Consider the following 1,053-nt stretch of genomic DNA (forward strand, 5'->3'; position numbering starts at 1 on the left):
CAACTGACGGGTTTGCTTGACAGGGTGCTTGGCGTCATGGCCCTTCCCATGCCATCGTCACGAGGCAACCGGGTAACATCCCGGTCCAGACAAGGGAACAATGTCGATGACAATGACCAAACTCGGCCTCGCTTTCGCGGGCGTAGCCTTTTCTGCTACGGCGGCTTTCGCGCAAGACGCCTTCAAACCCGCCGTCGTCTACGACCTCGGCGGAAAGTTCGACAAGTCCTTCAATGAAGGCGTCCATACGGGCGCGGAGAAGTACAAGAAGGACACCGGCACCGATTACCGCGACTTCGAGCCGCAGAACGACGCTCAGCGCGAGCAGGCTCTGCGCCGCTTCGCGCGCGACGGCTTCTCGCCGATCGTCGCCGTCGGCTTCAGCCAGGAAAGCGCCCTGAAGAAGGTCGCGGATGAGTTCCCGAAGACGAAGTTCGCGATCATCGACTCGGTCGTCGAGAAGCCGAATGTCCAATCCTATGTGTTCAAAGAGCACGAGGGCTCGTTCCTCGTCGGCATGCTTGCCGCGATGGCTTCGAAATCCAACAAGGTCGGCTTCGTCGGCGGTATGGATATCCCGCTGATCCGCAAATTCGCCTGCGGATACGTTCAGGGCGCCAAGTACGCCAAGAGCAACGCCGAAGTGTTCCAGAACATGACCGGCACGACCGGCGCGGCCTGGAACGATCCGGTGAAGGGCGGCGAGCTCGCCAAGAGCCAAATCGATCGCGGCGCGGACGTCATTTATCATGCGGCCGGCGGAACCGGCGTCGGCGTCATGCGGGCAACGGCTGACGCGGGCAAGCTCGGCATCGGTGTCGATTCGAACCAGAATGCCATGCATCCCGGCAAGATCCTCACGTCCATGGTCAAGCGTGTCGACATCGCGACCTACGACGTGTTCGATCAAGCCAAAAAGGGCACATTCAAGCCCGGCGTTTCGGTGTTGGGTCTGAAGGAAAACGGTGTCGCCTGGGCGCTCGACGACAACAACAAGGCGCTCATCACAGCCGACATGAAGGCTGCCGCCGACAAAGCTTCCGACGGTATCAA

The 1,053-nt window shown here is 60.5% G+C and carries 1 protein-coding gene; it reads left to right on the forward strand.

Features of this window, described 5'->3' with window-relative positions; translation table 11 throughout:
• Nucleotides 1–112: 112 nt before the first annotated feature.
• Nucleotides 113–1,053, forward strand: a 941-nt coding sequence (locus AC1DT3_RS22295) for a BMP family lipoprotein (protein WP_477467354.1), incomplete at its 3' end; no start/stop codon positions are given.

It is taken from the genome of Microvirga sp. P4_G7 (assembly GCF_056401005.1).